Below are 16,047 nucleotides of genomic sequence, written 5' to 3' on the forward strand. Positions count from 1 at the left end.
TATAAGCCACCAGTATGGAGGATAGGTTGACGTGTATAATCACTGCTAAGATATAGATCGCCTTCCTCCGCAAAGAGGAAGGCTTTTTTTTTGCCTAAAACAAACAGAACAGTCAAACAAATCAATTAGGAAGTATAATTCAAAATCATATGTACAGCTACTACAACGAGAACACCATTCTTTACTTTGACGGTGAGTACGCAAAAGCCGCTGAGGCTAAAATAGACCTGTATGGTCAGTCCCTGCACTACGGTTATGCAGTTTTTGAAGGCATCCGCGCCTACAAAACAGAAAAGGGGGAAGTGAAAATATTCAAAGCCGAAGAACACTTTGACCGGTTCAAGCGTTCCTGTGAGCTGATACACATTCCTTACAAGTACAATAACGAAGAGCTGATCAAGGCCTGTTACAAAGTGCTGGAATTAAACAACATGGAGGAAGCTTACATCCGCCCGCTGGTTTTCTGTCCGCCGAACATGACCCTGAAAGCTGCCAGCGAATCACATATTCTCATATGTGCGTGGGAGTGGGGAGCGTACCTGGGCGAAAAGCTGCTGCGCGTAATGACCTCCACTTACCAACGTCCCAACCCCAAAGCATTCCAGATCGAATCCAAATCAGCCGGTTTATATATCAACTCCATCCTGGCCTCCCAGGAAGCCAAGGAAAAAGGCTATGACGAAGCATTACTGCTGGATATGAACGGTAATGTAGCAGAAGGCCCCGGCGCTAACATATTCTTTGAAAAGAACGGAAAGCTCTATACGCCTCCCAAAGGCCACATTCTGCCAGGTATTACCCGCGCCACAGTAATTGAGCTGTGCCATGAGCTGGGCATTCCCCTGGAAGAAAAATTATTCACCCTGGAAGAGCTGAAACAGGCAGAAAGCGTGTTCTATTGCGGTACCGCAGCAGAAGTTATCGGCTGGGATTCCCTGGACGGACAAACCTTCTCCAAACCCTTCTCCGAATCACTGGGTAAAGTGTTACAGCAGGCCTACAAAGCCCGGGTGCTGGAAAAAGAGTTCAAACGCGAAGCTAAAGTAGCGTAATATATACCGGATCCGGGATGTGGATTCCCGTAATCCACATCCCGGTATTTCTTTGGAATCCGGAATTTCGCCTATACGATTTTCACTACAGTAAAGGGTTTGAGCCATAAAACCACAGATTTGAAGACCGGCTAACCTGTAATTGTTGGTTTGGCGCCTCCCACGAATACTAACTATTTTGTAGCCTCTTAAGTTCCGCTCTGGAGCGGGATACGGGCTTATTTTTTCTTGTAAAACTGGAAACTTGGTAATTCAACGGCAATGGAACTGAATAAATATAGTAAAACGATCACGCAAGACCCTACGCAACCGGCTGCACAAGCCATGCTGTACGGGATAGGCTTAACAGAAGAAGATCTGAAAAAAGCGCAGGTAGGTGTGGTAAGCATGGGATATGATGGGAATACCTGTAACATGCACCTGAACGACCTTGCAAAGGAAGTAAAACAGGGCGTATGGGCGCAGAACCTGGTAGGCCTTACTTTTCATACTATAGGCGTAAGCGATGGTATCAGCAATGGTACGGAAGGTATGCGCTACTCGCTGGTAAGCCGCGATCTGATAGCAGATTCCATTGAAACCGTTTGCGGCGCACAGTATTATGATGCGCTGATCACTGTACCCGGTTGTGATAAGAACATGCCCGGCTCACTGATGGCCATGGGCCGTTTGAACCGCCCGGCTATTATGGTGTACGGCGGCACTATTGCCCCCGGTAAATACAAAGGCCAGGACCTGAACATTATTTCAGCTTTTGAAGCCCTGGGTCAGAAAATGGCCGGCCAGCTGGAAGAAGCTGACTTTAAGGGCATTGTAAAAAACTCCTGCCCGGGCGCCGGCGCCTGTGGTGGTATGTACACTGCTAACACAATGTCCAGCGCAGCAGAAGCGCTGGGTATGAGCCTGCCCTACAGCTCCTCCAACCCTGCGCTTAGCAAGGAAAAACATGAGGAATGTTTAGCAGCAGGCAAGTATATACGTTTATTACTGGAACAGGATATTAAACCCCGCGATATTATGACGCGTGAAGCATTTGAAAATGCTATCACAGTTATTATAGCGCTGGGCGGCAGCACCAACGCAGTGCTGCACCTGATAGCCATTGCCCGCTCCGTAGGCCTTATTATTACCCTGCAGGATTTCCAGGCCATCAGCGATAGAACGCCGCTGATAGCCGATCTGAAACCCAGTGGTAAATACATGATGGAAGACCAGCACAACATTGGCGGGGTACCATTGGTAATGAAATACCTGTTAAAACAGGGACGCCTGCACGGACATTGCCTCACCGTAACCGGTAAAACAATAGCAGAGAACCTGGAAAGTGTACCGGATATTGACTTTGAAAAACAGCACATTATTTTCCCGCTGGATAAACCGCTGAAAGCCACAGGCCACATACAGATGTTGTATGGCAACCTGGCGGAGCAAGGCTCTGTAGCCAAGATCACCGGTAAGGAAGGCGAACGTTTCCGCGGTCCGGCCCGAGTATTTGATGGGGAGTTTGAGCTGATAGCCGGTATCCAGAGCGGACGTGTAAAATCTGGTGATGTGGTCGTGATACGCCAGGTAGGCCCCAAAGGCGCACCCGGTATGCCGGAAATGCTGAAACCCACCTCCGCCATTATGGGCACTGGTTTGGGTAAAAGCGTGGCGCTGATCACCGATGGCCGCTTCTCCGGCGGCACCCATGGCTTTGTGGTAGGGCACATTACGCCCGAAGCCTTTGAAGGCGGCACCATAGCCCTGGTAAAAGACGATGATATAATAGAAATAGACGCCGTTAGCAACAAGATACATGTTGAGGTAAGCGATGAAGAGCTGGCAGCCCGCAGGGCCCAGTGGAAACAACCCGCTTTAAAAGCCACTAACGGGATATTATTTAAATACGCAAAACTTGTAAAAAATGCAACAGAAGGATGTGTTACCGATGAAGACTGAACCGTCTGATAAACGGGTTACAGCCTCACCAGCGCCTGCACTGAACATTACCGGTGCAGAAGCGGTGATCCGCTCCCTTATTGCAGAAGGAGTGGAAACCATTTTCGGTTATCCTGGAGGTGCTATCATGCCTATCTATGATGCGCTGTACGATTTCCAGGACCAGGTACATCATATACTGGTCCGGCACGAACAGGGCGCTACCCATGCTGCGCAGGGGTTTGCGCGTACATCAGGTAAAGTAGGTGTGGTGTTTGCCACTTCAGGACCAGGCGCAACCAATCTGGTCACCGGCCTTGCAGATGCACATATGGATTCTACCCCAATGGTATGTATTACCGGGCAGGTAGGAGCCGCCTTACTGGGTACAGATGCTTTCCAGGAAACTGATGTAATAGGTATTACCATGCCTATCACAAAATGGAATATCCAGGTAACACGCGCGGAAGATATTCCCGGCGCCATTGCAAAAGCATTTTATATAGCCGCTAACGGCCGCCCCGGCCCGGTGCTGGTAGATATTACCAAGAATGCACAATTTGCCAAGTTCGATTTCCAGTATAAAAAATGCGATTACATCCGCAGCTACCGCCCCGTGCCTGAATTGCAGAACGAGCAGGTAGAGGAAGCCGCCGCACTTATTAACAGCGCTAAACGTCCTTACATCCTGTGCGGGCATGGCGTGTTAATTGCCAATGCGGAAAAAGAGCTGATAGCCCTGGCAGAAAAAGCGCAGATCCCTATTGCATCTACTTTACTGGGCCTCTCTGCCGTACCGGTAGATCATCCCCTGTATGTAGGTTACCTGGGTATGCACGGTAACTACGGGCCTAACATTAACACCAATGAGTGTGATGTATTGATAGCCGTAGGTATGCGCTTTGATGACCGTATAACCGGCGACGTTAATAGTTATGCCACACAGGCCAAAGTGCTGCATATAGAAATTGATGCCGCAGAGATCAACAAGATCATTAAAGCAGATGTAGCTGTGCATGCCGATGCAAAGGCCGCATTAACCGCCCTGCTGCCGAAAGTAAAAGCACAAAAGCACGATGAGTGGCTGCAAAGCTTCCGTGAGGCAGATAAAAAGGAAGAAGAAAAAGTAACCAGGAAAGAATTATATCCCACAGAAGGGCAGCTGAAAATGGCGGAAGTAATTCGCCACATCTCTGAAAAAACCGGCGGCCATGCCGTACTGGTAACAGATGTAGGCCAGCACCAGATGGTGGCTTCCCGTTACTACGGCTTTAAAGATCCTAATACCAACATCACCTCCGGTGGTATGGGTACTATGGGTTTTGCCCTGCCGGCCTCTATGGGCGCCAAAATGGGCGCACCGGAAAAAGAGGTGGTAGCTATTATTGGCGATGGTTGTTTCCAGATGACCTTACAGGAGCTGGGCACCATTTACCAGTCAGAAATAGGGGTGAAGATCGTGATCCTGAACAACAACTTCCTGGGCATGGTACGCCAGTGGCAGCAGCTGTTCTTTGATAAGCGTTATTCTTCCACGGAAATGATCAACCCTGATTTTGTGCAGATAGCCAAAGGGTTTTACATTCCCGGCAGAAAGGTAACAGACCGTGCTGATATTAGTGCTGCGGTAGATGAAATGCTGAACCATAAAGGCGCTTACCTGCTGGAAGTAGTGGTGGAACAGGAAGACAACGTATTCCCGATGGTACCTTCCGGCGCATCTATTGCAGATATCCGCCTGGAGTAGTACCGGTTCATCCATCACTTTTTCACCAACACATTAAGACCATCATGCAAAAAGAATATACAGTAACGGTATATACGGAGGATCGTATCGGTATCACTAACCGTATCACCGTTATCTTCACCCGCCGCGGCATCAACATCACCAGCCTTACCACGGCTGAAACGGAAATACCCGGTGTATATAAGTTCATCATCACCGTACTGTCTGAACGCGAAAAGCTGGACAAGGTAGTGGGACAGATAGAAAAGCTCATAGAGATACACCGTGCCTTTGTACATGAAGAGGATGAGGTGGTATACCAGGAGCTGGCCTTGTATAAAATATCTACCAAATCACTGCAAAATGGTAATATTGAGCAGCTGATCCGCGATAACCACGCCCGTATCCTCACTATCACTGCCGATTATTTTGTGATAGAAAAAACAGGGCATCAGCAGGAGCTGATAGATATGCTTAAGAAGCTGGAACCTTATGGGCTGATCGAGTATTCCAAAAGCGGCCGGGTAGCCATTGTAAAATGGAGCCGCCGTTTCCACGATCACCTGAAAGAGCTGGCTGGTAAGGACGCAGATAACTTTAAAACCACAAACAGCTAAGCTGTTCACAACGCATCGTTAATAAATCTAAAATCTAAAATCGGAAATAACAATGGCAACCATCAATTTTGGCGGGGTACTGGAAGACGTAGTAACCAGAGAAGAATTCCCCATGGAAAAAGCGAGAGAAGTTCTGAAAAATGAAACGATCGCTATTATCGGTTACGGCGTGCAGGGCCCCGGCCAGGCATTGAACCTTAAAGACAATGGTTTTAATGTGATCATTGGTCAGCGTAAAGATTCTAAAACCTGGGATAAAGCCGTTGCTGATGGCTGGGTACCCGGTAAAACGCTGTTTGAGATCGAAGAAGCTGCACAGAAGGGCACCATCATCCAGTTCCTGCTGTCTGATGCCGGCCAGATCACCCTGTGGCCTACATTAAAGCAATACCTCACCCCCGGTAAGGCATTGTATTTTTCCCATGGTTTTGGCATCACCTACAAAGAGCAAACAAACATCATTCCCCCTGCAGATGTGGATGTAATACTGGTAGCGCCTAAAGGTTCCGGTACCTCCCTGCGCAGGTTATTCCTGGCAGGCCAGGGGCTGAACTCCAGCTTCGCTATTTTCCAGGATGCCACCGGCAAAGCCCGCGATCGCGTGATTGCACTGGGTATTGGCGTAGGCTCCGGTTACCTGTTCCAGACAGATTTTAAGAAAGAAGTATTCAGCGATCTTACCGGCGAACGTGGTACGCTGATGGGTTGCATCCAGGGTATTTTTGCCGCCCAGTACGAAGTGCTGCGCAAAAACGGCCACTCTCCTTCAGAAGCTTTCAACGAAACCGTAGAAGAGCTGACCCAATCCCTGATGCCGCTGGTAGCAGAGAATGGTATGGACTGGATGTATGCTAACTGTTCTACTACTGCCCAACGCGGTGCGCTGGATTGGTGGAAGAAGTTTAAAGCAGCTACCCAGCCGGTGTTTGAAGAGCTGTATGCCAGCGTAGCAGCCGGTAAAGAAGCCGCCCGTTCTATTGCCTCCAACAGCACTCCGGACTACCGCGAAAAGCTGAACGAAGAGCTGAAAGAACTGCGTGAAAGTGAAATGTGGCAGGCCGGTGCAGCCGTACGTAAGCTGCGTCCGAACAACGCCTAGTAATAATATTTACGATTTTAGATCTACGGTTTCGGATCTGCCTTGTGTGGATCCGGGATCGTAGATCTAAGATCGTAGATCTGAAATTGTAATTGAGATGTCTGAAGTATCGGCCCCTGTCCAACCATTAAATATTCTGAGTGCTTCGGAAAGATTGGCGTCCGTAGTGAACCGCACGCCGCTTACCTATAGCGCCACTTTATCCCGGCGTTATGGCTGTGAAGTATACCTGAAGCGGGAGGACATGCAGATCGTGCGCTCCTATAAGCTGCGGGGCGCTTATAACCTCATCAGCAGTTTAAAACCTGAGCAGCTGGCTAATGGCGTAACCTGCGCCAGTGCCGGTAACCACGCGCAGGGTTTTGCTTACTCCTGTAAATTATTAGGTATCCGGGGCGTAGTGTTTATGCCCATCATCACACCCAAACAAAAGGTGAACCAGGTGAAAATGTTTGGCGGTGATCACATCCGCATTCAGCTGGTAGGCGATACGTTTGATGATTGTGCATTTGAAGCGCAGGCCTTTACCAAACTACATGGCATGACGTTCATACCTCCTTTTGATGATCCCCTGATCATTGAAGGGCAGGGCACCGTAGCAGTAGAGATCCTGGAAGATCAGCCGCAGGTGGATTACCTGTTTATACCCATTGGCGGCGGCGGACTGGCAGCCGGGGTAGGCACTTATTTTAAAACATACAGTCCCGGAACAACCATTGTAGGGGTAGAGCCCAAAGGCGCGCCATCAATGTTACGCGCGCTGGAAAACGGCGCCCCTGTTACCCTCACCGAAATTGACCGCTTTGTAGACGGCGCTGCCGTAAAAAGGGTAGGCAACCTGCCTTTTGAGATCTGCAAAGAGGTGTTGGACAAAATGCACCTGGTAGCAGAAGGTAAAGTATGCTCCACCATCCTGCAGCTGTATAATGAGGACGCTATTGTGGTAGAACCAGCCGGTGCCTTATCCATGGCCGTGCTGGATGATTTTGCCGCTGAAATAAAAGGCAAACGCGTAGTATGTATTGTAAGCGGCAGCAATAATGATATAGACCGCATGCAGGAAATAAAAGAACGTTCCCTCCTGTATGAAGGGCTTAAACACTACTTTATTGTACGTTTTGCCCAAAGGCCCGGAGCGCTCAGGGATTTCCTGAACAACATACTGGGCCCTAACGACGATATTACCCGCTTTGAATTTATACAGAAACATAATAAGGAAACCGGTCCCGCGCTGGTAGGCATAGAGCTGAAGAACCGTGAGGATTATGATACGCTGATAGCCAACTTCCGCAAGTATAACCTGCATTATACCGCACTGAACGAAGACGATAACCTGTTCGGGTACCTGGTGTAAGAAGCTGAAAGCATAAAGCAGAAAGCACAAAGCAGTGGATAATCCCAGCGCTTTGTGCTTTCTGCTTTTAGCTTTATGCTCAACGGTATACGTAACCAGCGCTAATGTGCGTTATTAGCAAAATGGCAGAATAATTGAGCGATAATTAAAGCACACGCTTAACATAGAACGCAGGCAGCGTTCTGCATTAAGTGTTCCGCATTCAGCATAAAAAAAACGGAATCATGCAAGCAGCTACATTACCACAGTTTGGCGACGCCAACACTTTTGAGATAACAGAGATCCCCATACCACGGCCGGCTGCAGGCCAGCTGCTGGTAAAAGTAAAAGCCGCCGGTATTAACCCTGTAGATTATAAAACACGCGCCGGCAAAGGACAGGCACAATACTTTACACTACCCGCCATACTGGGCTGGGACATTGCCGGCCAGATCGTAGATACCGGTCAGGGTGCCCACAAGTTCAGCCCCGGCGACCGGGTATTTGGCCTCAGCCACTTCCCCAATCCTGCAAATGCCTATGCACAATTTGCCATAGTAGAGGAGCAGGAGTTTGCCCGCGTGCCTGATAATATTACAGATGATATAGCCGGTGCTGCACCCCTGGCAACCCTCACTGCCTGGGAAGCCCTGTATGATCATGCACAGCTGCAACCCGGCCAGCGCATTCTTATACATGCTGCAGCAGGCGGGGTAGGGCATATCGCCGTGCAGCTGGCGCGTAATACGGAAACATATGTCATTGGCACTGCCTCCGTACAAAATCATGCTTACCTGAAAGAGCTGGGCGTAAATGAAAGCATTGATTACCACGACCAGCACTTTGAAAAGAACATAACACCCGTAGATGTGGTGCTGGATGCAATGGGCGGGGAAACCGCCCTGCGCTCCCTGGAGGTGCTTAAACCCGGCGGCATAATGGTGTCATTACCCTCTATGTTTAAAAATGATCCGGCAGTGCTGGCCAAAGCCAAAGAAAAAGGCGTGCGGGTAGTGTGGATGAGTGTACGGCCCAGCGGACAGCGTATGGAGCAGGTAGCAGCCCTCATGGCCAGCGGTAAGCTGCAGATAAAGGTGGATGCCAGTTTTCCCCTGCGCGAAGTAGCCAAAGCCCACCAGGCACTGGAAACCCACCATATTAATGGTAAGGTGGTGTTGATACCTTAAATTTGGACCATCGACTTTTTTATGTTAAGCTACTGGGAAAAACAAAGCCTTCTCCACTATCACTACATTGTATTAGGCAGCGGTATAGTGGGCCTGTCTGCTGCTATCAGCATTAAGGAGCAGCAGCCGCAGGCCAGTGTGCTGGTGCTGGAACGGGCATTGCTGCCAACCGGCGCCAGTACTAAAAATGCCGGTTTTGCATGCATTGGCAGCCTCACGGAAATATTAGCCGATCTGCAAACCCTTTCCCCTGCGGAGGTTACTGCTTTGGTAGCCATGCGCCGCAAAGGCCTGCACATGCTGCGCCAGCGCCTGGGCGATGAGCATATTCATTACCGGGAACAGGGCAGCTACGAATTGATCAGCACCCGGGAATTACCGGCGCTGGAACAACTGGATGCGGTAAATGACCTGCTGCAGCCCGTATTAGGCGGTAATGCTTTTACCCTGGTGAATGAAAAGATGGCTTCTTTTGGATTTGATAGCAGCTTTACACAAGCATTGGTACAAAACAATTATGAAGGGGAGCTGCATACCGGCCATATGATGCGCACCCTTATAGACCTGGCTATTGCCAAAGGGGTGGAGATAAAAACCGGCTGCACCGCAGTGCGTATGGAAGAAACACCCACAGGCGTTCACGTTATAACGCAGCAGACCAACCCACAGGAAGAAATTGTGTTCCATACCGGCAAGCTCGCCATTTGCACCAATGCCTTTACCCAGGCCCTGCTGCCCCAGTTGGACCTGCAGCCCGGCCGTGGGCAGGTGCTTATTACAGACCCGGTTCCCGGCCTGCCCTTTAAAGGTATTTTTCATATGGATGAGGGATATTTTTATTTCCGCGAGCTGGAAGGCCGGGTATTATTTGGCGGCGGCCGCAACCTGGACCTTACCGGGGAAACTACCACGGCCTTTGAGCTGAATGATCATATACAACAGGTGCTGGAAGAAAAGCTGCGCACCATTATCCTCCCGGGCCGCTCCTTTACTATTGCCGGCCGCTGGACCGGTATCATGGCCTTTGGCGCCAGCAAGCAACCCCTGCTTAAACCCTTTAGCAGCCGCGTTTTCCTGGGCGTACGCATGGGCGGTATGGGAGTAGCTATTGGCAGCGAGGTAGCACAGCAGCTGGCGCAAATGATGATAGAGGGAGCAGAAAGCTGAAAGCAGAAAGCGCAAAGCAAAGGGGTACTCAAATCATCTCAGCATTCAGGCAATACGTATCAATTTCCAAGCTTTCAGCTTTATGCTTTGCGCTTTCAGCTTTCTTTCCTATATTCATCCGCTTTTTTATCGATCACCAACCCGGTATATGGATAAGAATTATTCAATTACCACGTTAAACCATTTATGCAAAAGAGTTTACAGTTCCTCGATTACGCCGTGTTCCTGGTGTACTTTTTTATCGTAGCCGGTTATGGATTTTATATCTATAGAAAGAAAAAGAAGAGCACCGCTGATACAAAAGATTTCTTCCTGGCAGAGGGATCACTGACCTGGTGGGCCATTGGTGCATCATTGATCGCGTCTAATATTTCCGCAGAACAATTTATTGGTATGTCCGGCTCCGGTTTTGCCATGGGCCTCGCAATATCTACCTATGAATGGATGGCCGCCGCCACACTGGTGATCGTTGCCATCTTTTTTATACCGGTGTATCTTAAAAATAAGATCTACACCATGCCGCAATTCCTTTCCCAGCGGTATGATAACCGGGTGGCTACCGTAATGGCGGTGTTCTGGCTCTTGCTGTACATCTTCGTGAACCTTACATCCATCCTGTACCTGGGCGCGCTGGCAGTGCAAACCATTTCCGGTTTCAGCTTCACCACCTGCGTTTGGGGCCTCGCCATTTTTGCCGTGTTCATTACACTGGGCGGTATGAAGGTGATCGGGGATACGGATGTGATCCAGGTATTTTTCCTGATCCTGGGAGGCCTGGCCACTACTTACCTGGCGCTGAACCTGGTAGCTGACCATTTTGGCGGCAGTGGGGTGATGGCTGGTGTAGGCATGCTGCGTAAGCTGGCGCCCGAACATTTTCACATGATCTTCGACAAATCTAACCCGCACTATAATGAATTGCCCGGTATTGCCGTATTGATCGGTGGTATGTGGATCGTGAACCTGAACTACTGGGGCTGTAACCAATACATTACACAGCGCGCATTGGGTGCGGATCTGAAAACCGCCCGCGGAGGCATCCTGTTTGCCGCTTTCCTGAAATTATTAATGCCCGTGATCGTAGTGCTGCCCGGTATTGCAGCTTACGTGTTATATAAGAACGGTGTGTTCCAGTCAGAAATGACAGATGCAACCGGCGTTATTAAACCGGACCATGCCTATCCCGTATTATTGAATTTGCTGCCCGTAGGTTTGAAAGGTTTATCATTTGCCGCCTTAACTGCTGCTATTGTGGCTTCCCTGGCTGGTAAGGCCAATAGTATCAGCACCATTTTTACGCTGGATATTTATCGTCATTATTTCAAAAAAGATGCAACGGAGCAGCAGCTGGTGAATGTAGGGCGTATAGCCATCATCGTAGCCTGCATTATTGGCGTGGTGGTAGCGCCGCAGCTCAGCAACCTGGATCAGGGCTTCCAGTATATCCAGGAGTATACCGGATTCATTTCACCAGGTGTATTTGCCATCTTCATACTGGGCTTCTTCTGGAAGCGGACTACTTCAGCCGCGGCATTAACCGGTGCGTTGTTGTCCATTCCCTTATCTATCGTTATTAAATTCACCATGCCGGCAATGCCTTTCCTGGATCGTATGGGCTGGATCTTTGTAGTGATCGTGGCCATTATGGTGGTAATGACCTTACTGGATCCTAAGAGCAAGAACAATCCGAAAGGGTTGGAAGTAGATGGTTCCATGTTCAAAACATCCGGTACATTTGCTGTAGGCGCTATCCTGGTATGTGGTATCCTGGCCGCCTTATACACCGTATTCTGGTAATAGTTATTATAAACTGATATTAGCAAGTAGGATGTAAGATCTGGCCGCCGCGCTGTTTCATACATCCTACTTCTTTCTTCATACTTCTTAATTCTCACGCATGTATTTACTTGGTTACGATATAGGTTCCTCTTCTGTAAAAGCCGCTTTGCTGGATGCTGACAGCGGTGTTTGTGTAGCTACCGCCACCAGCCCGGCGCAGGAAATGCCTATGCAGGCGCCACAGGCCGGTTGGGCCGAGCAGGACCCCGAACGCTGGTGGCAGGAGGTGCAGCATGCTACCCATTTGCTGCAAAAGCAGCAGCCGTTTGATGGCCATACCGTAGCCGGTATTGGTATTGCTTACCAGATGCATGGTTTGGTATGTGTGGATAAAGAACAGCAGGTACTGCGCCCTTCCATTATCTGGTGCGACAGCCGTGCTGTGAATATTGGTAACAAAGCATTTGCACAGCTGGGGCAGGAGTATTGCCTGGAACATCTGCTGAACTCACCCGGTAACTTCACGGCCTCCAAGCTGCACTGGGTGCAGGAAAACGAGCCTGAGCTGTATGAGCGTATTCACAAGATCATGCTGCCCGGTGATTTCATAGCTATGCGCCTCACCGGTGAAGCCTGTACCACCGTATCCGGACTTTCAGAAGGTATTTTCTGGGATTTTGCCGGGAATGGTATAGCACAGTCACTGCTGGACTATTATAAAATAGACCGCTCCCTGTTGTCCAAAATTGTACCCACGTTTGGTTTGCAGGGCAAGCTTACGGAAGCAGCAGCCAGATTACTGGGTCTGGCGCCCGGCATACCCGTTACTTACCGCGCCGGAGATCAGCCCAACAATGCATTTTCCCTGAATGTGTTACAACCCGGGGAAGCCGCTACCACGGCCGGTACATCCGGTGTAGTGTACGCGGTGCATGACCAGATCGCGTATGATGAGCAAAGCCGTGTGAATACTTTTGTGCATGTGAATAATACGGAAACGGATATACGTAATGGCGTGCTCATGTGCCTGAACGGTACCGGCATTTTAAACAGCTGGCTCAGAAGCATGACCGGCAACCTGCCGTATAACGAGATGAATATCCTGGCCGGCAAAGCCCCTGTAGGTGCAGACGGCTTGCGTATCTATCCTTTTGGTAATGGTGCAGAACGTATCCTGGCCAATGCTGATAGCGGTGCGTCTGTTAAGAACCTGCAGTTTAATATTCACCATAAAGAGCACCTGCTGCGTGCCGCACAGGAAGGTATTGTGTTTGCGCTGCGTTATGGAGTTGATATTATGACGCAGATGCAAATGAACATTCAGCGGGTAAGGGCCGGCCATGCCAATATGTTCCTGAGCCCTTTGTTCCGCCAGGTATTTGCCAACACATTAAACGTAGTAATAGAGCTGTATAATACAGATGGCGCGCAGGGTGCTGCCCGTGCAGCCGGTGTAGGCGCAGGTTGTTATTCCCTGAAAGATGCGTTTAAAGGAATGGAATGTATTGCAACCGTAGAGCCGGATGCAGGCCAGGCACAGTACCAGGAAATTTATGCGGAATGGCTGCAGGGAATGCAGTAATTTTAGTAACATGCCTTACCTGAGCAACCCGCTTTTAAATACAATACCGCCCTCGCCAGACTGGCAGGGCACGCCGGTAGATGATCGCGGCAGGTTCCGTAACATAGAGCACCCCTACATAACAACGCTGTGGGAAGTGCTTAAATGGCAGCTGCAAAAAAATCCTTTTAAGCAGGAGAAACGTACCCGCTACCAACCCAATATCAGCACGGATCTTTCCTGGCTCAATAATGAGCAGGATTGCATAGTATGGCTAGGGCATTGCACGTTCTACATCCGTTTACATAAAACTGTTTTTCTTACAGATCCGGTTTTTGGCAACATTCTGTTCAACAAACGGGTGTCTCTCTTCCCGCTTGATCCGCAGCTGTTAAAAGGTATTCATTACCTGCTTTTGTCCCATGACCACAGGGACCATTGTGATAAACAAAGTTTGGGAACAGTATTCGCCAATAACCCGCAAATACAGGTGCTTACCGGTTTACATATGGATACCTTGCTAAAAGCATGGGGGCAAAATGTACGTATGCAAACCGCCGGCTGGTACCAGCAATACCAGACCAATGAAAGCTGCCCGGCTGTATATTTTGTACCTACCCGGCACTGGGCTAAGCGGGGCGCATTTGATACCAACAAACGTTTATGGGGTGGCTTTGTGATCAGGAGTGGGCAAGCCAGTATTTACTTTGGCGGGGATAGTGGTTATAACGGGCATTACAAGCTGGCTTCGCAAACCTTTGGCCCATTCAGTTATGCGTTATTAGGCATTGGCGCTTATGAGCCGGAATGGTTCATGCATGTAAATCATCAATCCCCAACAGATGCCTTACAGGCTTTTAAAGACCTGCAGGCTGCACGGCTTATTCCCATGCACTATGGCACCTTTGACCTGTCTGATGAACCCTTGTATTACCCGGTGCAGCACCTGCAGCAGGCGGCTCAGGTCAACGGGCTTGCAGCAGCCATGTTAATACCCGCGCTGGGCGAACCTGTTTATTTATGATAGTATAACCCTTACCGTTACCAGCAGCTGACCGGTATGCCGCATAGTATGCTCTGCCGCATGGAACATTAAGCCCAGCAGGGTAGAGGGCAGCTGGCTGCGCCCAACCGTTCTTGCTTCCGTTAAAGTTTTTTCATCTGTATTTTTTAAGATGCTGAGCACATGGGTTACCTGCATATCAAATGCATGCAGTAAATGTGCGGCTGTTATATTTTCATTGGCAGCGCCTTCTACTATTAAGTATTGCAGCTGTTGTTTGGAAAGCGTTTGCCCGTTGGCGTAGGTAAACAGGCGGTCCAGCACGCCGGTAAGGTGCTGCAGGTGAAAACCTGCAGATGCCACACCCGCAGGCCGCTCCCACAGCTTATCAGCAGGGAAATCCTGTAATAACACATGTATCTCTTCCTGCGCCTGTAACAAAGCATGCGCTACCGGTTGTAATAACGCCGGTACCCCTTCTACCGGGCCGCGTAACCAAACTTCAGGTTTTGTTTCGGACATAGACTCAGCAAATTTTTAACAATATATAAAGATATGTACCAGTTTGGGTAAATTCGGCTACATTTTGAATTACATGGCATTTCATATTCACACTTTTCAGCAAAATGGTTTTGACATTTTTGCCCTGCAGGATACCGGGAATAATACACAGGTAGAAATAATACCTTCCCTGGGCGCCGCCCTGCATGCCTTTACCATTCCGCATAACGGGCAGCCCCTGAACATAATAGATAATTATAAAAACCTGGAAGAGCAGCAGCAACAGCTTACCAAAAGTTTCAAAGGCGTAAAGCTCAGCCCTTATGCCTGCCGCATTCCATACGGGCAATACAAATGGCAGGATCAGGCTTACCAGCTCAGCCGCTTAGCGCCTTCCGGCCACGCCATTCATGGTTTGTTATATGATGCGGCGTTTACCGTATTGGAAACTATTACCAATGAGCGGGAAGCCGCGCTGGTACTGCAGTATAGCTATAAAGGCACGGATACCGGTTATCCCTTTGCATATGACTGCCGGGTGCGGTACAGCCTGCAGCCTAACTACACTTTATCCATTGGCACTACACTCATTAATCATGCAGGCACGGCCATACCTGTTATGGACGGCTGGCATCCTTATTTTACTACAGGCACCCCGGTAGATGCATTGGAGCTACAGTTTGCATCGCAACAAATAGTGGAATTTAATGAGCAGCTGGTGCCCACCGGTCAATTATTGCCCTGTAAAGATTATTTGCAGCCTCAACTGCTGAAAGATGTGCAGCTGGATAATTCCTTTCTGCTGCATTTCACACAACCCGGCCCGTTATGTACCTTATTTGATCCGCAGCGGCGCATAGCCATTGACTTTTACCCGGATCCTAATTACCCTGTTCTGCAGGTATACATACCGCCGCACCGCCGCAGTATTGCCATAGAAAATCTCAGTGCTCCACCCAATACCTTTAATAATGGCATGCATTTGCAGCAGCTGCCGCCGGGCGGGGAGCAAACCTTTACTACCCGCATCCAGGTACGGCTGGCATAGTCTTTGGATTTTCATTCCCTGTATAACCTAATTGTTCACATAAATCAGAATGTT

The 16,047-nt window shown here is 49.3% G+C and carries 13 protein-coding genes; 12 read left to right on the forward strand and 1 reads right to left on the reverse strand.

The window, feature by feature from the left end; translation table 11 throughout:
- The first annotated feature begins 149 nt into the window (after positions 1-149).
- From KVT36_RS13990 to KVT36_RS14040, 11 genes are all read left to right on the forward strand, one after another.
- On the forward strand, positions 150-1,052 hold the full coding sequence (locus KVT36_RS13990; protein WP_217604122.1) for a branched-chain amino acid transaminase: 903 nt from the start codon (positions 150-152) through the stop codon (positions 1,050-1,052).
- A 261-nt stretch (positions 1,053-1,313) separates the two neighbouring features.
- Complete coding sequence (gene ilvD / locus KVT36_RS13995) at positions 1,314-2,993, forward strand: dihydroxy-acid dehydratase (RefSeq protein WP_217604123.1); 1,680 nt, start codon at positions 1,314-1,316, stop codon at positions 2,991-2,993.
- Positions 2,959-4,719, forward strand: coding sequence for a biosynthetic-type acetolactate synthase large subunit (gene ilvB, locus KVT36_RS14000; protein ID WP_368670025.1), 1,761 nt, complete (start codon positions 2,959-2,961; stop codon positions 4,717-4,719). Before ilvD ends, ilvB begins: the two co-directional genes overlap by 35 nt.
- Before the next feature lie 44 nt (positions 4,720-4,763).
- The gene (gene ilvN / locus KVT36_RS14005) at positions 4,764-5,315 is read left to right on the forward strand and encodes an acetolactate synthase small subunit (RefSeq protein WP_217604124.1); all 552 of its coding nucleotides are present in this window, start codon (positions 4,764-4,766) and stop codon (positions 5,313-5,315) included.
- A 52-nt stretch (positions 5,316-5,367) separates the two neighbouring features.
- Entirely contained in the window at positions 5,368-6,414 is a 1,047-nt protein-coding gene (gene ilvC / locus KVT36_RS14010) for a ketol-acid reductoisomerase (protein WP_217604125.1), read from the forward strand.
- A gap of 97 nt (positions 6,415-6,511) precedes the next feature.
- Positions 6,512-7,768, forward strand: coding sequence for a threonine ammonia-lyase (gene ilvA / locus KVT36_RS14015; RefSeq protein ID WP_217604126.1), 1,257 nt, complete (start codon positions 6,512-6,514; stop codon positions 7,766-7,768).
- 224 nt (positions 7,769-7,992) lie between these two features.
- Positions 7,993-8,934 (forward strand): NADP-dependent oxidoreductase, encoded by a 942-nt coding sequence (locus KVT36_RS14020; RefSeq protein WP_217604127.1) that lies wholly within the window; start codon positions 7,993-7,995, stop codon positions 8,932-8,934.
- A gap of 21 nt (positions 8,935-8,955) precedes the next feature.
- On the forward strand, positions 8,956-10,101 hold the full coding sequence (locus tag KVT36_RS14025) for an FAD-binding oxidoreductase (protein ID WP_217604128.1): 1,146 nt from the start codon (positions 8,956-8,958) through the stop codon (positions 10,099-10,101).
- A 186-nt stretch (positions 10,102-10,287) separates the two neighbouring features.
- Positions 10,288-11,898 (forward strand): sodium/sugar symporter, encoded by a 1,611-nt coding sequence (locus KVT36_RS14030; protein ID WP_217604129.1) that lies wholly within the window; start codon positions 10,288-10,290, stop codon positions 11,896-11,898.
- A 100-nt stretch (positions 11,899-11,998) separates the two neighbouring features.
- Complete coding sequence (locus tag KVT36_RS14035; RefSeq protein ID WP_217604130.1) at positions 11,999-13,462, forward strand: xylulokinase; 1,464 nt, start codon at positions 11,999-12,001, stop codon at positions 13,460-13,462.
- Positions 13,463-13,472: 10 nt separating this feature from the next.
- Positions 13,473-14,465 carry an MBL fold metallo-hydrolase gene (locus KVT36_RS14040; protein ID WP_217604131.1) on the forward strand — a complete coding sequence of 331 codons (993 nt, stop codon included), beginning with the start codon at positions 13,473-13,475 and terminating at the stop codon, positions 14,463-14,465.
- Here KVT36_RS14040 and KVT36_RS14045 read toward each other — a convergent pair.
- Positions 14,460-14,966 (reverse strand): DinB family protein, encoded by a 507-nt coding sequence (locus KVT36_RS14045; RefSeq protein WP_217604132.1) that lies wholly within the window; start codon positions 14,964-14,966, stop codon positions 14,460-14,462. The genes KVT36_RS14040 and KVT36_RS14045 overlap by 6 nt on opposite strands.
- A 73-nt stretch (positions 14,967-15,039) precedes the next feature.
- Here KVT36_RS14045 and KVT36_RS14050 point away from each other — a divergent pair, with 73 nt between their 5' ends.
- On the forward strand, positions 15,040-15,993 hold the full coding sequence (locus KVT36_RS14050) for an aldose 1-epimerase (RefSeq protein ID WP_217604133.1): 954 nt from the start codon (positions 15,040-15,042) through the stop codon (positions 15,991-15,993).
- Positions 15,994-16,047 lie beyond the last annotated feature (54 nt).

Source organism: Chitinophaga sp. GbtcB8, from assembly GCF_019091455.1.
Taxonomy (GTDB): domain Bacteria; phylum Bacteroidota; class Bacteroidia; order Chitinophagales; family Chitinophagaceae; genus Chitinophaga.